Source organism: Streptomyces sp. NPDC056527 (genome assembly GCF_042794475.1).
Lineage (GTDB): Bacteria > Actinomycetota > Actinomycetes > Streptomycetales > Streptomycetaceae > Streptomyces.
In genome coordinates this window covers 1-19,517 of sequence record NZ_JBHTTQ010000082.1, presented here as the reverse complement: position 1 = coordinate 19,517, position 19,517 = coordinate 1, and the positions used below count along the sequence as shown (strand labels likewise).

At 71.1% G+C, this 19,517-nt stretch carries 14 protein-coding genes; 11 read left to right on the top strand and 3 right to left on the bottom strand.

Translation table 11 applies throughout. The annotated features are described in order from the left end of the window. Positions 1-9: 9 nt before the first annotated feature. Positions 10-1,632, bottom strand: a complete 1,623-nt coding sequence (locus tag ACFQ7Q_RS28875) for a PucR family transcriptional regulator (RefSeq protein WP_383560108.1) — start codon at positions 1,630-1,632, stop codon at positions 10-12. Between the two features lie 161 nt (positions 1,633-1,793). Here ACFQ7Q_RS28875 and ACFQ7Q_RS28870 point away from each other — a divergent pair, with 161 nt between their 5' ends. Together ACFQ7Q_RS28870 and ACFQ7Q_RS28865 are read left to right on the top strand one after the other, a co-directional pair. After that, positions 1,794-3,338, top strand: a complete 1,545-nt coding sequence (locus ACFQ7Q_RS28870) for an APC family permease (protein ID WP_383560106.1) — start codon at positions 1,794-1,796, stop codon at positions 3,336-3,338. A 30-nt stretch (positions 3,339-3,368) separates the two neighbouring features. Beyond that, a complete protein-coding gene (locus ACFQ7Q_RS28865) occupies positions 3,369-4,994 on the top strand; it encodes a flavin monoamine oxidase family protein (RefSeq protein WP_383560104.1) in 1,626 nt (541 codons plus the stop codon). Between the two features lies 1 nt (position 4,995). Here ACFQ7Q_RS28865 and ACFQ7Q_RS28860 read toward each other — a convergent pair whose 3' ends face one another. Together ACFQ7Q_RS28860 and ACFQ7Q_RS28855 are read right to left on the bottom strand one after the other, a co-directional pair. Beyond that, entirely contained in the window at positions 4,996-6,384 is a 1,389-nt protein-coding gene (locus ACFQ7Q_RS28860) for an FAD-binding protein (protein WP_383560103.1), read from the bottom strand. A gap of 69 nt (positions 6,385-6,453) precedes the next feature. Continuing rightward, positions 6,454-8,256 carry a glycoside hydrolase family 15 protein gene (locus ACFQ7Q_RS28855; RefSeq protein WP_383560101.1) on the bottom strand — a complete coding sequence of 601 codons (1,803 nt, stop codon included), beginning with the start codon at positions 8,254-8,256 and terminating at the stop codon, positions 6,454-6,456. Between the two features lie 400 nt (positions 8,257-8,656). Between ACFQ7Q_RS28855 and ACFQ7Q_RS28850 the strand changes: the two genes are divergently transcribed. From ACFQ7Q_RS28850 to ACFQ7Q_RS28810, 9 genes are all read left to right on the top strand, one after another. Beyond that, entirely contained in the window at positions 8,657-10,306 is a 1,650-nt protein-coding gene (locus ACFQ7Q_RS28850; protein ID WP_329122247.1) for a CTP synthase, read from the top strand. Between the two features lie 87 nt (positions 10,307-10,393). Beyond that, a complete protein-coding gene (locus tag ACFQ7Q_RS28845) occupies positions 10,394-11,020 on the top strand; it encodes an NUDIX domain-containing protein (RefSeq protein ID WP_383560099.1) in 627 nt (208 codons plus the stop codon). 217 nt (positions 11,021-11,237) lie between these two features. Beyond that, complete coding sequence (locus ACFQ7Q_RS28840; RefSeq protein WP_383560097.1) at positions 11,238-13,247, top strand: tetratricopeptide repeat protein; 2,010 nt, start codon at positions 11,238-11,240, stop codon at positions 13,245-13,247. Between the two features lie 147 nt (positions 13,248-13,394). Further along, positions 13,395-14,510, top strand: coding sequence for an alanine dehydrogenase (gene ald / locus ACFQ7Q_RS28835; RefSeq protein WP_383560095.1), 1,116 nt, complete (start codon positions 13,395-13,397; stop codon positions 14,508-14,510). Between the two features lie 440 nt (positions 14,511-14,950). Further along, positions 14,951-15,994, top strand: coding sequence for a ParA family protein (locus ACFQ7Q_RS28830; RefSeq protein ID WP_229818740.1), 1,044 nt, complete (start codon positions 14,951-14,953; stop codon positions 15,992-15,994). Beyond that, positions 15,979-16,488: a hypothetical protein gene (locus tag ACFQ7Q_RS28825; protein ID WP_383560094.1), complete on the top strand. Its 510-nt coding sequence runs from the start codon at positions 15,979-15,981 to the stop codon at positions 16,486-16,488. Before ACFQ7Q_RS28830 ends, ACFQ7Q_RS28825 begins: the two co-directional genes overlap by 16 nt. Before the next feature lie 45 nt (positions 16,489-16,533). Then, positions 16,534-17,763 carry a segregation/condensation protein A gene (locus ACFQ7Q_RS28820; RefSeq protein WP_383560092.1) on the top strand — a complete coding sequence of 410 codons (1,230 nt, stop codon included), beginning with the start codon at positions 16,534-16,536 and terminating at the stop codon, positions 17,761-17,763. Next, positions 17,760-18,368: an SMC-Scp complex subunit ScpB gene (gene scpB, locus ACFQ7Q_RS28815; protein ID WP_383560090.1), complete on the top strand. Its 609-nt coding sequence runs from the start codon at positions 17,760-17,762 to the stop codon at positions 18,366-18,368. The genes ACFQ7Q_RS28820 and scpB overlap by 4 nt, the downstream gene beginning before the upstream one ends. Beyond that, the gene (locus tag ACFQ7Q_RS28810; protein ID WP_383560088.1) at positions 18,368-19,483 is read left to right on the top strand and encodes a pseudouridine synthase; all 1,116 of its coding nucleotides are present in this window, start codon (positions 18,368-18,370) and stop codon (positions 19,481-19,483) included. Before scpB ends, ACFQ7Q_RS28810 begins: the two co-directional genes overlap by 1 nt. Positions 19,484-19,517: the final 34 nt, after the last annotated feature.

Here is a 19,517-nt window from a genome sequence, read left to right as displayed (position 1 = left end):
GCGTGTCCTTCACGGTGTGTGGCGCCTCGCCCGGAGCGCGAGCGACAGGGCCAGGACCGTCTGCGGGTCGTCCAGGTCCGTGCCGAGGAGCTCGGAGATACGGGCCAGCCGGTTGTAGAGGGTCTGGCGGTTCAGATGCAGTTCGCGGGCCGTCTCCGCCTTGCGGCCCGCGTGGGCCAGATAGGTCTCCAGGGTCGGGAGCAGCGGCGGGCGTGAGGTCCGGTCGTGGTCCCGCAACGGGCCGATCGCACGGTCCACGAAGGCCGCCAGGTCCGGGTGTTCCCGCAGCCGCCACAGCAGCAGGTCGATGTCCAGGCGCCGGGCGTCGTACCAGGGCCGGTCCGAGAGGCCCTGGGCCGCCGTCGCCGTCTCGCCGGCGTGCCGCAGGGACGCCGACGCCGCGGCCCATCCGCCCGCGACACCCACCACGACCACCGGCGCCTGCGTTCCGGCCCTTTCGAGACCGGCCCGCTCCACGCCCGCCCGCAGCGCCGCCGCGACCCGGTCGGCCACCGCCGTACGCTCCGACTCCGAGCGCAGGCCCAGCAGCAGCGGCACCCGCCCCTCCACCGGGCGCACGCCCAGCAGCACCGGGACGCCCACCGACGACAGCTCCTCCAGGACCGCCCTCGCCAGCAGCGCCCAGTTCCCCGAGGGGAAGAGCTCGGAGGCGAGCCGCATCACCACGGGCAGCAGCGGACCGTCCCCCGGACGGAAACCCAGGACGCGTGCCTGCGCCGGGGCGTCCTCCGCCGTGATCCGGCCCTCCGCTAGATCCGTCAGGAAGTCACCGCGGCCCCGGGCCGCGAGCTCCTCCTCCTGCCGGGCCTGCATCAGCACGACGGCCAGGATCCCGGCCGCCCGCTCCGCCGCCATGCGATGGACGGGTGACAGCGGGCCGGCCACCGCGAGCAGCACCAGGCGGGCCCGGACCGAGCCGGTGCCCGGTCCGCCGCCGGGCACGTCCACCAGGACCGCGCCCGTCGGCGGGCCCGACTCCCGCGCCGCCCGCTGGCCCCGCAGCCCGTCCCACACCTGGAGCGGGTCCGCCGGGCCGGACTCGGTGCCCGCCGCGTACAGCAGTTGCCCGTCCGCCGTCTCCAGGAAGACCGGGTTCGCGGTGAAGTCGGCCAGGATGCGCAGGACCTGCGGCACCCCGCCCCCGCCGAGCAGCGCCTCGGTGCACTGCCGGTGCACCTCCTCCGCCTGCCGCAGGAGCGCGTAGTGGCCGTTGACGATCTCGGTGTGGATCTCCTCCGTGACGGCCACGAAGGGCACCTCGCGGTGCAGCTGTACCAGTGGAAGGCCGGCGGAACGCGCCGTCTCCACGATCGTCGCCGGCAGGCGCGAGAAGCGCGGGCCGAGCTCCACGACCAGCGCTGCGATGCCCCGCTCGGCGAGGCGCCGTACGAACGCCCGCTGCTCCGCCGGCCGCGTGCCGAGGCCGAGGCCGGTCGTCAGCAGCAGCTCGCCGCCCTTGAGCAGGGACGCGATGTTCGGGACCTCGCCCGCATGCACCCAGCGCACCGTGCGGTGCAGCCGGTCCGCTCCGGCGACGACCTCCGGGAGCCCGCTGCGGAGCCCGGGCAGCTCCAGCGCCCGCTGCACGGTGATCCCGCCCTGATTCTCCATGGAGCCGGACGCTACCTCCGGACATGTTGCGGCGGCATCACCCGACGGTCACGGGACCAGACAGATCGTCCATTCCGTCGACAACTCGTCGCCCCAATAGGCCAATTGTGCGACCGCATGTCGATTGTGGCGTACGTCACCCGAGAGGATGCTCTCCCGCCATGGCAGAGAACTCCACTCGTGGCTCCACTCCAGGCTCCGCCCCCGAGGTGCACCGTCTCAAGGCGAACTCGGTCGGACTCGTCGGCGTCGTCTTCATGGCCGTCGCCACCGCCGCCCCGATCACGGCGATGACCGGCAACCTCCCCATCGCCGTCGGCTTCGGCAACGGCACCGGCGCCCCCGCCGGCTACCTCTTCGCGACGCTCGTCCTGACCGTCTTCTCGGTCGGCTATGTCGCCATGGCCAAGCGGATCACCGCCGCCGGCGCCTTCTACGGCTATATCTCGCACGGCCTCGGCCGGATCGCCGGCATGGCTTCCGGAATGCTCGCCGTCCTCGCCTACATCGTCTTCGAGGCGTCGATCGTCGGCGTGTTCGCCTACTTCACCAAGACGACGGTCGCCGATCAGCTCGGCGTGGACCTGCCGTGGATCGTGTACGCGGCCGCGATGCTCGCGGTCACCGCCGTCCTCGCGTACTTCGACATCAACCTCACCGCCAAGGCGCTCGGCGTGATGCTGATCGCGGAGATCGCCGTCCTCTTCGCGGTCGCCACCGCCGTACTGATCTCCGGAGGCGGCCCCGACGGCATCCCCGTCGAGCCGATCAATCCCAAGAACGCCTTCACCGGCGCGTCCGCCGGGCTCGGTCTCTTCTTCGCCTTCTGGTCCTGGGTCGGGTTCGAATCGACCGCGATGTACGGCGAGGAGTCCCGCGACCCCAAGCGCGTCATCCCCCGCGCCACGCTCATCTCCGTCGTCGGGGTCGGCCTCTTCTACATCTACGTCTCCTGGATGACGATCGCGGGCAACGGCCTCTCCGGCTCCGTGAAGCTGTCCTCCTCCGCCGCGCCGCTCGACCTCTTCTTCGCCCCCACCCAGTCCTTCATCGGCGCCTGGGCCGTCGACGCCTTCCAGTGGCTGCTGCTCACCGGCTCCTTCGCCTGCGGGATGGCCTTCCACCAGTGCGCCTCCCGCTATCTCTACGCCATCGGCCGCGAGGGCTTCCTCCACCCGGCCCTCGGCCGTACGCACGCCAAGCACGGCTCTCCGTACATCGCCTCCTACGTCCAGAGCGCCATCGCGGTCGTGCTCGTCGGCGGCTTCTGGCTCGCCGGCCAGGACCCGTACATCCATCTCTACACACTGCTCGCGATCCTCGGCACGATGGCGATCCTCATCGTCCAGACGCTCTGCTCCTTCGCCGTCATCGGGTACTTCCGCAAGAACCACCCCGAGGACCGGCACTGGTTCAAGACGCTCACCGCGCCCCTGCTCGGCGGCATCGGGATGATCGCCGTGGTCGTGCTGCTGATCATGAACATGGAGACCGCGGCGGGGCTCGCCGCCGACTCCCTCCTCTTCAAGGCGATCCCGTGGATCGTCGGTGCCGTCTTCTTCGGCGGTCTCGGACTCGGCCTCTACCTCAAGGCCCGGCAGCCCGAGCGGTACGAGATCATCGGCCGGATCGTCCTGGAGGACGCGACCGAGCGCGGTGACGACGAGCAGCCCGCCCCAGCCCCCGCCGCCGTATCGCAGAGCTGACCTGTTCCCTCACCTCTCCAGGAGCGCCTCATGGCACGCACCAACCCGATGCACCTCCTGAACCGCCTCGCCGCCGAGCACGCCGACGCCCGACGGCTGAACATCCCCGTCGACGAGTTGAGAGGGATGAGGTCCGACGCCCTCGGACGGCGCTCCCTCCTGAAGTACGCCGCCGCGGCCGGGATCGCCGTCTCCGCGGGCGCGGCCGTCGCCCGGCCCGCGGTGGCGCGGGCCGTGACCCCCGCCCGGGTCGCGGTCGTCGGGGCCGGCATCTCCGGCCTCACCGCCGCACTCACCCTCCAGGACGCGGGCGTGAGCCCGACGCTCTATGAGGCCGACCCCTCGCGCGTCGGCGGCCGTATCCGGACCCAGCGGAGCCACTGGGCGTACGGCCAGACGTCCGAGATCGGCGGCGAGCTGATCGACACCAGCCACAAGAAGATCCTCGAGCTGTGCCGCCGCTTCGACCTGCCGACGGAGGACTTCCTCGGCGGCGGACCCAACGGAGCCGAGGAAGTCCTATGGTTCGACGGCGCGTACTACCCGCGCCACCAGGCCGACGAGGACTTCAACGCCGTCTACCAGTCGCTGCGCCGCGACCTCTCCGGGGCGGGAGAGGTCTTCTGGAACCGGACGACGCCGACCGGTACCGCACTCGACGACATGTCGATATACGAGTGGATCGAGTCCCGGGTCCCCGGCGGGCACTCCTCGCCGCTCGGCCGCTTCATCGACGTCGCCTACAACGTCGAGTACGGCGCCGACACCACCGAACAGTCCTCGCTCGCGCTCGTCCTGCTGATGGGGTACCAGACCAATCCCGGCAACTTCAACATCTGGGGTCTGTCCAACGAGCGCTACCACATCACCGGGGGCAACGACCGGCTCCCGAACGCCATCGCGAGCGCCCTCGCCCCCGGCACCCTGCGCCGGGGCTGGTCCCTGACCGCCGTGCGCGCCAACGCGGACGGCACGCAGACGCTGACCTTCAGCGAGGCCGGCGCCACCCGCACCGTCACCGCCGACCACACCGTCCTGTGCCTGCCGCTGCCGATCCTCAAGCAGCTCGACCTCACCCGGGCCGGGTTCGACCCGCTGATGAAGAACCTGCTGCGGGATGCCCGTATGGGCCATTGCACCAAGCTCAACATGCAGTTCGGCACCCGCCCGTGGCGTGGCACGGGCGCCTGGCCCGGCGTCTCGGCCGGTGACTGCTTCACCGACACCGAAGTCCAGCAGACCTGGGACACCACCAAGATCCAGGGCGGCACGGGAGGCATCCTCATCCAGTACGGCGGCGGCAGCCTCGCTCGGTCCCTGACACCGGCGGGGCCGTTCTCCACCGAGTCCGACCCGTACGTACGGAGTCTCGTGACCCGGTACCTGAGCGGCATCGACGCCTTCTTCCCGGGCACCTCACAGGCGTACACCGGCCGCGCCCAGCTCTCCGCCTGGCACCGCGACCCGTACACGCTGGGCGCGTACTCCTGCTGGCCGGTCGGCTATCTGCACCGGTACGCCGGGTACGAGGGCACCGCCCAGGGCAATGTCCACATCGGCGGCGAGCACTGCAGCTACGACTTCCAGGGCTTCATGGAGGGCGGCGCCACCGAAGGCGAGCGGGCCGCGAAGGAGGTGATCGCCGCCCTGCGGTGAGTCAGCCGGCCGGCGTGATGTTGTGGTTGAAGCGGAACACGTTGTCCGGGTCGTAGGTGGCCTTGACCGCCGCGAGCCGGCGGTAGTTCTCGGTGCCGAAGCCCGCGACGACCCGCTCCTCGCCCTCGGAGCCGATGAAGTTGAGGTACACGGCTCCGGTCGACCACGGCTCCGCGTCGGCCCGCACGTCCCGTACCCACTGTCTCGTCCGCTCGTCGTCGGCCGGGTCCTCCCAGGTCGCGAACGGATGGACCGCCCAGGGCGCCGAGCGCCAGGGGATCGGATAGTCGGCCGGTCCGGCCGCGAGCGCGCCGCCCATCATGAAGAGCACGTGCTGGGTGGCCGTGGGCATGGGGATCTTCTGGGCCCGCTCGCAGAAGAGGTCCACGGCCGCGTCCGGGAACTCGCGCAGATACTCCGCCGACCAGTAGTTACGCAGCCCCGGCGGGTCGTCGATCATGCACTGGAGATCCGCGTACCCGATGTCCGTGACGACCTCGATCACGGGCTTCAGCGCGAACAGCGGTGCGCAGAGCTCGCGGACCTCGGCGACCGGACCGGCGTACGTGAACAGGGTGGCGCAGAGCAGCTCGCCGACGAGATGCTCGGGGACGAACGGCTCGGGCGGCGCGGGGAAGTAGATGACCCCGCCGCCCGCCTCGTCCGGGGCGGAGGCCGCCAGATCACGGAAGGTACGGATCACCTCGGGCGCCGACTCGGGCATGAAGAACAGCATCGCGATGCTCATCTCCGGCAGCTCGTACAGCCGCAGGGTGAGCGAGGTCGCCACGCCGAAGTTCCCGCCGCCGCCGTGCAGCGCCCAGAACAGCTCCGGGTTCTCGCCCGCGTCCGTGTGCACGTGCTTGCCCTCGGCCGTGATCAGCTCGGCGGCGAGCAGGTTGTCGCAGGCCAACCCGAACTTCCGCTCCAGCCAACCCGATCCGCCGCCCAGCGTGAAGCCGCCGACGCCGGTCGTCGACACCCGCCCGCCGGTCGTGGCCAGATGGAAGGGCTGGGAGGCGTGGTCCATATGGCTCATGGTCGCGCCGCCCTCGACCCGTACCGTCATGTGTTCGGGGTCGGCGACGACCGCGTGCATACGGCGCAGGTCGATCACGAGACCGTCGTCGACGACGGAGGTTCCGGCGACGCTGTGCCCGCCGCCGCGCACCGCGATCGGCAGCTCGGTCTCCCGGCCGAAGAGGACCGCGTTGGAGACGTCCTCCGCCGTCTGGCACTGGGCGATGACCGCCGGACGCCGGTCGATCATGCCGTTGTGGATGGTCCGGGCCGTGTCGTAGCCCGGATCACCGGGGACGTACACCTCCCCGGCCAGATCCTCGCGGAGCCCGGTCAGGGCGCTGTCCGGGACGGTGTGCTGGGGAGCCATGGGGAAGCCCCCCTTTCCTCGGGGGGTCAGGACCCTTTCAGCGTATTCCGCGGCGTACGTTCCCGCGCCTCAACCGCCGTACGCGCCGCTCGCCGTCAGCCGCAGCGCCGTGTCGATGAGGGGAACGTGGCTGAACGCCTGCGGGAAGTTGCCCACCTGCCGCTGCAGCCGCGGGTCCCACTCCTCGGCGAGGAGACCCAGGTCGTTGCGGAGCGCCAGCAGCCGCTCGAAGAGCTTGCGGGCCTCGTCCACCCGCCCGATCATCGCCAGGTCGTCGGCGAGCCAGAACGAGCAGGCGAGGAAGGCGCCCTCGTCGCCCTCCAGGCCGTCCACGCCGGCCTCCTCGCCCGCGGTCGGGTAGCGCAGCACGAAGCCGTCCTCCGTGGACAGCTCCCGCTGGATCGCCTCGATCGTGCCGATGACCCGCTTGTCGTCGGGCGGCAGGAACCCCATCTGCGGAATCAGCAGCAGCGAGGCGTCCAGCTCCTTGGAGCCGTACGACTGCGTGAAGGTGTTCCGCTCCTTGTCGTAGCCCTTCTCGCAGACGTCCCGGTGGATCTCGTCGCGCAGCTCGCGCCAGCGCTCCAGCGGGCCGTCGGCGTCCCCGGACTCGATCAGCTTGATGGTGCGGTCGACCGCCACCCAGGCCATGACCTTGGAGTGCACGAAGTGCCGGCGCGGGCCGCGCACCTCCCAGATGCCCTCGTCGGGCTGGTTCCAGTGCGTCTCCAGGTACCGGATGAGCTTCAGCTGGAGCAGCGAGGCGTAGTCGTTGCGGGACAGGCCCGTCATGTGCGCCAGGTGCAGCGCCTCGGTGACCTCGCCGTAGACGTCCAGCTGGAGCTGGTTGGCCGCGCCGTTGCCCACGCGGACCGGGCCCGAGTTCTCGTACCCCGGCAGCCAGTCCAGCTCGGCCTCGCCGAGCTCACGCTCACCGGCGATCCCGTACATGATCTGCAGGTTCTCCGGGTCGCCCGCGACGGCGCGGAGCAGCCAGTCCCGCCAGGCACGGGCCTCCTCGCGGTAGCCGGTGCGCAGCATCGACGACAGGGTGATCGCCGCGTCGCGCAGCCAGGTGTAGCGGTAGTCCCAGTTCCGTACGCCGCCGATCTCCTCCGGCAGCGAGGTGGTCGGCGCCGCGACGATGCCGCCCGTCGGCGCGTACGTCAGCGCCTTCAGCGTGATCAGCGAGCGGACGACGGCCTCCCGGTAGGGGCCGTGGTACGTGCAGTGCTCGACCCACTCCCGCCAGAAGTCGACGGTCGCCTCAAGCGAGCCCTCCGGGTCCGGCAGGGCGGGCGGCTCCTTGTGCGAGGGCTGCCAGCTGATCGTGAAGGTGACGCGGTCGCCCGGGGTGACGGTGAAGTCCGAGTACGTCGTCAGGTCCTTGCCGTGCGTCTCGGCGTCCATGTCCAGCCACACCGAGTCGGGACCCGCGACGGCGACCGTGCGGTCCCCGACCTTGTGCACCCACGGCACCACCCGGCCGTAGCTGAACCGCATCCGCAGCGCGGAGCGCATCTGGACCCGGCCGGAGACGCCCTCCACGATCCGGATCAGCTGCGGCGCGCCGTCGCGCGGGGGCATGAAGTCGGTCACGCGGACCGTTCCGCGCGGGGTGTCCCACTCGGATTCCAGGATGAGCGAGTCGCCGCGGTAGCGGCGGCGGTCGGCGGGCGCGGGGGCCGCGCCGTTCGGCACGGCGGGACCGACCCGCCAGAACCCGTGTTCCTCCGTGCCGAGGAGCCCCGCGAAGACGGCATGTGAGTCGAAGCGGGGGAGGCACAGCCAGTCGACACTGCCGTCCCGGCAGACGAGGGCGGCGGTCTGCATGTCCCCGATGAGTGCGTAATCCTCGATGCGCCCGGCCACGTGCTCTCTCCAGTCGAACGGCCACGTCCGCCCCGCAGGGCGCTTGCTACAGATCAGCGGTCAACTGATGTTGACGATCGGCGGCGAGTGTCCGAGCAGGATACGACGCGGAGCAGCACTTACTTGTAACGCCATTGCGCCGATCGGGTGAGCACGGCTTGACGCCGCGACCACCCGGGTGCGGCCGTGTGCGGAGGCTTGTCGCCGTCCGTGTGCACCCGACTGCCCCGTGTGGCCGGAAGCGGTCTCCCGTTGTCGCTGATACCCTGGTACCCCGTGGACCGGTGGGAAACGGCGACAGCCGAGCCCCCGCAACCGCAGCGACGGCACCCCCCGATTCTTCCGGAGGGCACGCCGGAACGCACCTCCAGAACGCGACCACGGGAGCCCCCTCTTGGCGATGCCGCCCAAAACCACGACGACCAAGCACATCTTCGTCACCGGGGGTGTCGCCTCCTCCCTCGGCAAGGGCCTGACCGCCTCCAGCCTGGGTGCGCTCCTCAAGGCGCGGGGCCTGCGGGTCACGATGCAGAAGCTCGACCCGTACCTGAACGTCGACCCCGGCACGATGAACCCCTTCCAGCACGGCGAGGTGTTCGTCACCAACGACGGCGCCGAGACCGACCTGGACATCGGCCACTACGAGCGCTTCCTCGACGTCGACCTCGACGGCTCGGCCAACGTCACGACCGGCCAGGTCTACTCGCAGGTCATCGCCAAGGAGCGGCGCGGCGAGTACCTCGGCGACACCGTCCAGGTCATCCCGCACATCACCAACGAGATCAAGTCCCGGATCCGCCGCATGGCGACCGACGACGTCGACGTCGTCATCACCGAGGTCGGCGGCACGGTCGGCGACATCGAGTCGCTGCCGTTCCTGGAGACCGTCCGCCAGGTCCGTCACGAGGTCGGCCGCGACAACGTCTTCGTCGTGCACATCTCGCTGCTGCCCTACATCGGCCCCTCCGGCGAGCTGAAGACCAAGCCGACCCAGCACTCCGTCGCCGCGCTGCGCAACATCGGTATCCAGCCGGACGCCATCGTGCTGCGCGCCGACCGCGAGGTCCCCACCGCCATCAAGCGCAAGATCTCGCTGATGTGCGACGTGGACGAGGCCGCCGTCGTCGCCGCCATCGACGCCAAGTCGATCTACGACATCCCCAAGGTGCTGCACACCGAGGGTCTGGACGCCTACGTCGTGCGCAAGCTCGACCTGCCGTTCCGCGACGTGGACTGGTCCACCTGGGACGACCTGCTGGACCGCGTCCACAACCCGGAGCACGAGGTCACCGTCGCGCTCGTCGGCAAGTACATCGACCTGCCCGACGCGTACCTCTCGATCACCGAGGCCATGCGCGCCGGCGGCTTCGCCAACAAGGCGCGGGTCAAGGTCAAGTGGGTCACCTCCGACGACTGCAAGACCCCGGCCGGCGCGGCGAAGCAGCTCGGTGACGTCGACGCGATCCTGATCCCCGGCGGCTTCGGCGACCGCGGTGTCAACGGCAAGATCGGCGCGATCCAGTACGCCCGCGAGAACAAGGTGCCGCTGCTCGGCATCTGCCTCGGCCTGCAGTGCATCGTGATCGAGGCGGCCCGGAACCTGGCCGACATCCCCGAGGCCAACTCCACCGAGTTCGACGCCGCCACCGCGCACCCCGTCGTCTCGACGATGGAGGAGCAGCTCGCGTACGTCGAGGGCGCCGGCGACCTGGGCGGAACGATGCGCCTGGGCCTCTACCCGGCGAAGCTCGCCGAGGGCTCGATCGTCCGCGAGGTCTACGCCGACCAGCCGTACGTCGAGGAGCGCCACCGCCACCGCTACGAGGTGAACAACGCCTACCGCGCGGAGCTGGAGAAGAAGGCGGGCCTCGTCTTCTCGGGCACGTCCCCCGACAACAAGCTCGTCGAGTACGTCGAGTACCCGCGCGAGGTGCACCCGTACCTGGTCGCGACCCAGGCCCACCCGGAGCTGCGCTCGCGTCCGACGCGTCCGCACCCGCTCTTCGCCGGCCTGGTGAAGGCCGCCGTCGAGCGCAAGACGGGCAAGTAGTACAAGGCGTTAACGTTGCCGGGGTACGGGTCCTGCCGGGACCCGTACCCCGGCTTTCGTATGTGGCTCGTGTGTGGGAGGACGCAGATGGAGTTGCAGGACACCCCGGAGGAGTGGCAGGTCGTCGCGACGACGACCCCGTTCCAGGGAGCGAAGACGAGTGTCCGTACGGACGACGTGGTCATGCCCGACGGCACGGTCGCCCGCCGCGACTATCAGGTCCACCCCGGTTCGGTGGCGGTCCTCGCCCTCGACGACCAGGACCGGGTGCTGCTCCTGAAGCAGTACCGGCACCCCGTGCGCCAGAAGCTCTGGGAGATCCCGGCCGGTCTCCTCGACGTGCCGGGGGAGAACCCGCTGCACGCCGCGCAGCGGGAGTTGTACGAGGAGGCACACGTCAAGGCCGAGGACTGGCGGGTCCTGGCCGACGTCTACACCACGCCCGGCGGCTGCGACGAGGCGGTACGGATCTTCCTGGCGCGGCACCTGTCCGAGGCGGAGGGCGAACGCTTCGAAGTCTCGGACGAGGAGGCGGACATGGAAGTGGCCCGGGTCCCGCTGGCGGAGCTCGTGCGAGGCGTACTGGCGGGCGAGCTGCACAACAACTGCCTGGTCGTGGGCGTCCTTTCGCTGACGGCGGCCAGTGCGGCCGACGGCGTCGACGCGCTGCGCCCCGCGGACTCGCCCTGGCCGGCGCGGCCGTTCGAGGCGTGATCCCCGGGCGGGTGGCGGGACGGCGGCTCGTGCCGGACGGTGGCCCGACACGAGCTCCTGCCCCACGACTCGCCGGTCTGAACATCTGCTGATCCGATCGGGGGATCTGTCCGCGCTGCTCCGCCGGGTGAGGCACGTGCCCTGAACTACGCTCGGGATCGCCCGTGCGGAGACCCCCGCGGGATCGGTCGTGCGCAGGTGGACGGGAGCGTGGCCCGTGACGGATCAGGCGGTGGCAGCGGGCGGGGTGCGGAACTTCTTCGGGCGCCAGCGGGAGTTGAAAGCCCTGCGAGCCGACATCGAACGGACCGGACTCGACACCCTCGCCGGCCACAAGGCCCCCCGCGCACGCGTCCTGCTGATCGCGGGCCGTCCGGGCTCCGGACGGACCGCGCTCGCCGAGGAACTCGTCACCGGACTCGCGGCCGCCTACCCCGACGGGGTGTTCCGCGCCCGGCTGACCGAGCCCGGCGGCGACCCGGTCCCCACCGAGCGCGTCGCGCAGGGCCTGCTCCAGGACCTGGGCATCGACGAACCGCCCGGCGCCGCGGAGGACGAGCTGACCGAGCTGGTCCGCGACGCCCTCGCCGAACGCCGCACCGTCCTCGTCCTCGACGACGCCGTCGACGCGGAGCAGGTCGATCCGCTGATCCCCGACAACCCCGACGCCCTCGTCGTCGCCGTGGCGCGGGGACCGCTGACCGGGATCCCCGACGTCCGCCCGTGCACCCTCGGCGGCCTCGACCCCAAGTCCGCGATCGAGATGCTCACCACCTACACCGGATCCGTCCGGGTGACGGTCGACCCGCAGGCCGCGGAGAGCCTCGCCGAGGAGTGCGGCGGCCAGCCGGCCGCCGTCGTCCTCGCCGGCGGCTGGCTCGCCGCCCGCCCCAAGGCGTCCGTCGCCGACCTGGCCAAACGGCTCCGCGCCCTCTCCGGCGACCCGCTCGCCCGCGCGTTCCAGCTGGTCCACGACTCGCTGGCCCAGCCGGCCGCCCGGATACTGCGATACCTCTCCCTCGCACCCCTCGGCCGCGCCGACGCCCACACGGCCTCCGCCCTGGCCGGTTGCTCGGTCTCGGCGGCCGCGAGCACGCTGACGGGCTTCGTCGGGCTGGGCCTCGTCACCGACTGCGGAGACGGGCAGTACGAGGTTCCGGGCCATCTCGTCCCCCTCCTGCGCGCTCGGATGGAGGAGGGCGACCGGCCCGCCGAGGTGCAGCTCGCCAGGGCCCGGATGCTGGAGCGGACCGTACGGCTCCTCCAGTCCTGCCGGGCCGTCACCGAGCCCGAGGGCTCCTCCGCCCGCAAGAAGCTCGCCGGGCTGCCGCGTGCCCTGCGGTTCCCGACCGCGCCGGCCGCCTGCGCGTGGCTGACCGGCCGAAGGCCCGTGCTGCTGGCCTCCGCCCGCCTCGCCGTCGCCGACGGCGAGCTCGACACCCTGGCCCGCCGGCTCGTCGCCGCGCTGGTCAGGGCGGAGACGGCGCACCGGGGCGCCGAGGCCGCGGCCCCCGTGCTGTACGGCCTGCACCGGCTGGTCCTGGACGTGGCCGAGCGGCGCGGACTGCACCGGGAGCGGGCCGCCGCGCTGCTGAACCTCGCCGATCTGGACGCCAGGACCGGCCGTACCCAGGACGCCCTGGAGCGCTACCGGGCCGCTCTCGACGCCGGAAGGGCCGCGAACGATCCGTACGCGATCGGCCGGGCGATGGAATCCGTAGGCGGTTCCTACCAGGAACTGGGGGACTGGCAGCGGGCCGGCGACTGGTACGGCCGTGCCCTCGCCCAGCGTCTCGCCCGTGACGAGCGGGCCGATCAGGCTCGGCTGTACGGGCGGCTCGGCGCGGTGCAGACCTACGCCGGCCGCTACGGAGAGGCCCTGCGGAACTGGCGCGCGGCCGCCGCGGGGTACCGGCGGCTCGCCGATCTGCCCGGCTACGCGCGGGCGTTGAGCGAGGCCGCCCGTGTCCAGGAGTACGCCGGCCGGCCCGAGGACTCCCTGCGGACCTGCGAGGAAGCGGTCGACTGGGCCCGGCGAGCCCAGGACGTACGGCTCCAGGCCGCCCTCCAGCTCAGGCTGGCGGACACGCTCGACCGGCTCGGCGACCCCGCCGCCGCCCGGCTGCACCGGTCCGCGGCCGGGCGTCTGCTGGGGACGGATGAGGAAACGGACGATGGAACAGGACCCTCCGCCTGCGAAATCCGCAGTGCTTCGAACGAAGATTAATGCTTTGCAAGGCTAGACACGGGGAACTCCTTCATTAGACTGGGTGCGCCGCGATCGACCGCGGTCTGTCCCGGTGCGCGGTAGTGCATCCGGGTATGTATCGCAGTGCACCCCCGTTTCCCCCTGATTCAAGGACCGTGATCGACGATGAAGGTCGGCATCCCCCGCGAGGTCAAGAACAACGAGTTCCGCGTGGCCATCACCCCCGCCGGTGTCCACGAGCTCGTCCGTAACGGCCACCAGGTCTTCGTCGAGCAGAACGCCGGTGCGGGCTCCTCGATCACGGACGAGGAGTACGTCTCCGCCGGCGCGCAGATCCTGCCGACCGCGGACGAGGTCTGGGCCACGGCCGACCTGCTGCTGAAGGTCAAGGAGCCCATCGCGGAGGAGTACCACCGCCTCCGCAAGGACCAGACCCTCTTCACCTACCTGCACCTCGCCGCCTCGAAGGAGTGCACGGACGCCCTCCTGGAGTCCGGCACCACCGCCATCGCGTACGAGACCGTCGAGACCGCCAACCGCGCGCTCCCGCTGCTCGCCCCGATGTCCGAGGTCGCGGGTCGCCTGGCCCCGCAGGTCGGCGCCTACCACCTGATGCGCTCGGTCGGCGGCCGCGGCGTGCTCCCCGGCGGCGTCCCCGGCACCCACGCCGGCGAGTGCGTCGTCATCGGCGGCGGCGTCTCCGGGTGGAACGCCACGCAGATCGCCGTCGGCATGGGCTTCCACGTGACCCTGCTCGACCGTGACATCAACAAGCTCCGCGAGGCCGACAAGATCTTCGGCACCAAGGTGAAGACGATCGTCTCCAACGCCTTCGAGCTGGAGAAGGCCGTCGTCGAGGCGGACCTCGTCATCGGTGCCGTCCTCATCCCGGGCGCCAAGGCCCCGAAGCTGGTCACCAACGAGCTCGTCGCCAAGATGAAGCCCGGAAGTGTCCTTGTCGACATTGCGATCGACCAGGGCGGCTGCTTCGAGGACTCGCACCCGACCACTCACGCCGAGCCGACCTTCCAGGTCCACAACTCGGTCTTCTACTGCGTCGCCAACATGCCGGGCGCGGTGCCGAACACCTCCACGTACGCCCTGACCAACGCCACGCTGCCCTACATCGTGTCGCTGGCGAACAACGGCTGGGTCGAGGCGCTGCGCCGCGACGCCGCGCTCGCCCTGGGCCTCAACACCCATGACGGCAAGGTCGTTTACCGGGAGGTCGCCGAGGCTCACGGCCTCGACCACGTCGAGCTGGCCAGCCTCCTGGGCTGAACTCCTTAGACGTCGCGTCAACCCGCGCCGTCAACCTCACACATCCGGCCGGACCTTGTGCACCAAGGTCCGGCCGGATGTGCTTCCGGCCACTTCGGGGGCCTTGTTCAACTCGCCTCGAACGTAACCCTTTAACCGTTTCGCGCACCCCTGAAACGTGCGGATGGATGGCTGCGCACCCTTGACAGAGGGGTGTTCGGTTGCCGACACATCGGGCCGGGTCCGGCGGATTGTGTTGCTGCGGAGCGGTGACACGCCATAGAGTCGCCAACCGTCGGCATGGTGCCACGCTGACCTATCGATAAATGTTCCTGGTCACATCCAAGGAGGTAAGACGACTTGTGAATGAGTCGACATTTACTCCCGGGGGCGGACAGCCAGGAATCCCTGTCGGCTCCGTCGCTGTCCGCACCTTCGCGACCAACGCGACGCATCAGCCCATGACGACAGCCCACACGATGAAGATGATGGACGGCCTACACGTGAACGCCACGGCCGGCAACGAGAGTGGCCGAGAGTCCACCCACTTCGCCGCCTACGACGAGGTGCCCGAGGGGCACTTCTACGACCCTGACGCCGAGTACGAGCCCGACCCGGAGTACGCGGCCACCCTCGCACCCGACGCTGCCCGTCAGCGCCGCGAGCGGATCGGCCCGACCGGACGGCCCCTGCCGTACTTCCCGATCCCGGGTCCGCTGACCGATCACGGACCCGCGAAGATCATCGCGATGTGCAACCAGAAGGGCGGCGTCGGCAAGACCACGTCGACCATCAACCTGGGTGCCGCGCTCGCGGAGTACGGACGGCGGGTGCTGCTCGTCGACTTCGACCCGCAGGGAGCCCTGTCGGTCGGACTCGGTGTGAACCCGATGGAGCTCGACCTCACCGTCTACAACCTGCTCATGGAGCGGGGCATGTCGGCGGACGAGGTGCTGCTCAAGACCGCGGTGCCCAACATGGACCTGCTGCCGAGCAACATCGACCTCTCGGCCGCCGAGGTGCAGTTGGTCAGCGAGGTGGCGCGCGAGTCGACGCTGCAGCGCGCCCTGAAGCCGCTGATGAACGACTACGACTACATCGTGATCGACTGTCAGCCCTCGCTCGGTCTGCTGACCGTGAACGCGCTGACGGCGGCTCACAAGGTCATCGTGCCGCTGGAATGCGAGTTCTTCGCGCTCCGCGGTGTGGCCCTGCTGACCGAGACGATCGAGAAGGTCCAGGAGCGGCTCAACCCCGAGCTGGAGCTCGACGGCATCCTCGCCACGATGTACGACTCCCGTACGGTGCACAGCCGCGAGGTGCTGGCGCGCGTGGTCGAGGCCTTCGACGACCACGTCTACCACACCGTCATCGGCCGTACCGTTCGCTTCCCGGAGACCACGGTCGCCGGTGAGCCGATCACGACGTACGCGTCGAACTCGGTGGGTGCCGCCGCCTATCGTCAGCTCGCCAGGGAGGTGCTCGCCCGGTGTCACGCCGAGTGAGTCTGCCCGGCGCCGACGAACTGTTCCGTACGACCGGGGGGATGGCGCTGCAGTCCTCCTCGCCCCGTGGCCGGGTACCGGCTCCGGCGGGCGAGAGCGACACGGAGGCGGCGGAGGGATCCGGCTCGGCGCCGGCGTCCGCTTCTCCGGCCGGCTCCGCCTCGGGCTCCGCTCCCGCCGAGCACTCGGCGGCGGAGCCCGCGGAGCAGGGGGAGCCCCGGGCCCGCACGGCGGAGCCCGCGCAGCCGCGCCGCCGCGGCAGGTCGCCGAACCGGCGGCCGAGCGGGCGTGAGCGGCACGACGAGAAGATCACGGTCTACGTCTCCGCCGAGGAGCTGATGGACCTGGAGCACGCCCGCCTGGTGCTCCGTGGCGAGCACGGGCTCGCCGTGGACCGGGGCCGGATCGTCCGCGAGGCGGTCGCGGTGGTCCTGGCGGACCTGGAGTCCCGCGGCGACGCGAGCATCCTCGTGCGACGCCTGCGCGGCCGCTGACGGTAGCCTGCGGGCTGCCGCGCCCCCGCTCCTCCCTGGACCCCGATGCCCCCGCCCCCCGACGAAACGTCCCGCCCAGCCCGCCGCCGCGCCCTGGGACGCGGCCCGGGCGCGCCCCGCCCGACCCCCACGGAACCCCAGGCCCCGCCGGTGGCCCCTGAGACCGAACCCCCGCCGGCGCCCGCGGCGGCGTCCACGGCCTCCGAGACCGAACCCGGGGCGCCCAGGCTCCGGCGGTCTGCGTCCGGGGACGCCGAGCCCGCTTCGGGCCCTGCGGTGGGCTCCACGCCCTCTGAGGCCGAACCCGGGGCGTCCACGGTCCGGCGGTCTGCGAACGGGGGTGCTGAGCCCGCTTCGGGCCCTGCTGAGGCTCACTCCGGGGCGGACACCGCCGAGCAGCCCTCGTCCGATCCCGTCGAGCCGCCCCCCGGCGCCCCCGTGGCGGTCCCGGATCCCGTGGCCGCGTCCCCGCGGGAGGGGGGTGAGGACGGGCGGTTCACCGTGCGGCTGGCGAACTTCGAGGGGCCCTTCGACCTGCTCCTCCAGCTCATCTCCAAGCACAAGCTCGACGTCACCGAGGTCGCCCTCTCCAAGGTCACCGACGAGTTCATGGCGCACATCCGTGCCATGGGGCCCGACTGGGATCTCGATCAGACGACCGAGTTCCTCGTCGTCGCCGCCACGCTGCTCGATCTCAAGGCCGCCCGGCTGCTGCCCGCCGCCGAGGTCGAGGACGAGGCCGATCTCGCGCTCCTGGAGGCCCGGGACCTGCTCTTCGCCCGGCTCCTGCAGTACCGCGCGTACAAGCAGATCGCCACGATCTTCGAGGACCGCTGGGAGAGCGAGGGCCGGCGCTACCCCCGGACCGTCGGCCTGGAGGCCCACCACGCCGAGCTGCTCCCCGAGGTCGTCATCTCCATCGGCGCCGAGGGCTTCGCCAAGCTCGCGGTGAAGGCCATGCAACCCAGGGCCAAGCCGCAGGTGTACGTCGACCACATCCACGCCCCGCTCGTCAGCGTCCGGGAGCAGGCCGGCATCGTCGTGGCCCTCCTGCGCGAGCGCGGGTGCGTCAGCTTCCGGGAGCTCACCGACGGCGTCGACGACACCCTCACCGTCGTCGCCCGCTTCCTCGCCCTCCTGGAGCTCTACCGGGAGAAGGCCGTCGCCCTCGACCAGGAGGACGCCCTCGGCGAGCTCAGCGTCACCTGGGTCGGCGGGGAGCGGGAGACCCACGTCACCGACGAGTTCGATCAACCCGTGGAGGAGAAGGCATGAGCGACCTCAAACCCGCCCTCGAAGCCGTCCTCATGGTCGTCGACGAGCCGGCCACCGAGACCCACCTCGCCAAGGTGCTGGAGCGGACCCCGCGCGAGGTCGGCGACGCCCTGCGCGAGCTCGCCGACGAGTACACCGCCCAGGGCCGCGGCTTCGAGCTGCGTCTCGTCGCCGGCGGCTGGCGCTTCTACACCCGCGCGGAGTTCGCCCCGGCCGTCGAGGCGTTCGTCCTCGACGGGCAGCAGGCCCGCCTCACCCAGGCGGCCCTGGAGACCCTCGCCGTCGTCGCGTACCGCCAGCCGGTCAGCCGATCACGGGTCTCCGCGGTCCGCGGAGTGAACTGCGACGGCGTCATGCGGACCCTCCTCCAGCGCGGTCTCGTGGAGGAGGCGGGCGCGGAACCCGAAACAGGTGCGATCCTGTACAGGACGACGAACTACTTCCTGGAGCGAATGGGCCTGCGCGGCCTGGACGAGCTCCCGGAGCTCGCGCCCTTCCTCCCCGAGGCGGACGCGATCGAGGCGGAGACGCTGGAAGGGGTCCCGTCGTTCGATCCGGATCTCCCGGATCGCGAAGACGCAGACGACAAGACGACGGACATTTGATGCGAAGCAGCAGCGGCAGGAACAGCGGAAACAACGGCGGGAGCCGTGGTGGCAACAGCGGTGGCCGCGGCAATTACCGGGGCGCCGGCAACAGCCGTGACGACCGGCAGGGCGGTGGCAGCGGTGGCGGCCGGCCCCGTAACCCGCGCCCCGAGGAGCGCAAGTACGACGTGGGCGGCTCCGGCGGCCCCTCCGACGGCCCCAAGAAGGGCCGCGGCGCCGCCGCCCGCGGAGGCGCCAAGGGCGGACCGAAGCAGTCGCCGCAGCGCGGTGGCGGCCGTACGGCCCCGGCGCGCTCGCGCGAGTACGACGCCCGCGCCGAGGAGCGCAACCGGGAGCGGTACGCGAACAAGCCGCAGGTCAAGACCCCGAAGACCTTCCCCGGCGCCGAGCAGGAGGGCGAGCGGCTGCAGAAGGTGCTCGCCCGCGCCGGCATGGGCTCGCGCCGTGCATGCGAAGAGCTGATCGAGCAGGCCAGGGTCGAGGTCAACGGCGAGATCGTCCTCGAGCAGGGCATGCGCGTGGACCCGGAGAAGGACGAGATCAAGGTCGACGGTCTGACCGTCGCGACCCAGTCGTACCTCTTCTTCGCCCTGAACAAGCCGGCCGGTGTCGTCTCCACGATGGAGGACCCCGACGGCCGCCAGTGCCTCGGTGACTACGTCACCAACCGCGAGACCCGGCTCTTCCACGTCGGCCGCCTCGACACCGAGACCGAGGGCATCATCCTCCTCACCAACCACGGTGAGCTGGCCCACCGCCTCACGCACCCGAAGTACGGCGTGAAGAAGACCTACCTGGCCGCCATCACCGGTCCGCTTCCCCGCGAGGTCGGCAAGCTGCTCAAGGAGGGCATCCAGCTGGAGGACGGCTACGCCCGCGCCGACCACTTCCGCGTGGTCGAGCAGATCGGCAAGAACTACCTGGTCGAGGTCACGCTGCACGAGGGCCGCAAGCACATCGTGCGCCGGATGCTCGCCGAGGCGGGCTTCCCGGTCGAGAAGCTCGTGCGCACCGCCTTCGGCCCGATCGGGCTCGGCGACCAGAAGTCCGGCTGGCTGCGCCGGCTGACCAACACCGAGGTCGGCATGCTGATGAAGGAAGTCGGCATGTAGTCCCGCCCCACCGCTCCACGAAGAAGCCCGTGAC